Source organism: Pseudomonas sp. 3HC3 (genome assembly GCF_044904505.1).
In the GTDB taxonomy this organism is placed as follows: domain Bacteria; phylum Pseudomonadota; class Gammaproteobacteria; order Pseudomonadales; family Pseudomonadaceae; genus Aquipseudomonas; species Aquipseudomonas putida_Y.
Genome location: NZ_JADDRH010000061.1, coordinates 1 through 577, shown reverse-complemented (window position 1 = coordinate 577; position 577 = coordinate 1). Strand labels below are relative to the sequence as shown.

Sequence of the window (577 nt, the reverse complement as noted above, 5' to 3'; positions counted from 1 at the left end):
CGGGTGCCGGCCGGCGCGGTACCGGTGAGGGTGGTGCCATCAGCATTGATGGCCAGATTGCTCGGGCTATCGGGCGCAGTGGTCAGCGGTACGTCGTACTCGGTAGCCACGGACGCATTGCCGCTTGGATCGGTCTGCACCAGGCTCAACTGCTCGCCCGGCTGCGCCGCCGGATCAAGATCAATCAGGAAAGTGCCATTGGCTCCCACAATACCCGTGCCGATCACGGTGCCACTGGCATCACGCACTTCGACAGTGGCGCCGGGTTCGCCGCGACCGCTCAGGGCCGTACCACCTGGGCCGACCAGGATATCGGTGACCGCATCGGGCGGTGTGATGTCAGGCGCATCGAATTGCAATGGGGCAGAGCTGTTGCCGGCGGCATCCACCAGACGCACGTCGAGTGCTTTACCATTGGTCTGGGCCGGCGACAGGGTGAGGCTGAACAGGCCGTCGGCACCGACGACACCAGTACCGATGACAGCACCGCCGGCATCGCGTACCTGCACGGTGGCACCGGGCTCGCCGCGACCGGTGAAGGTGACGCCATCGGCCAGGGCCAGGTCAGTCGGTTGCG

The 577-nt window shown here is 66.2% G+C and carries 1 protein-coding gene; it reads right to left on the bottom strand.

What is annotated here, in order from left to right:
• Nucleotides 1–577 (bottom strand): Ig-like domain-containing protein (locus tag INQ47_RS25645; protein WP_404702902.1); only part of this gene is annotated, 577 nt, incomplete at both ends.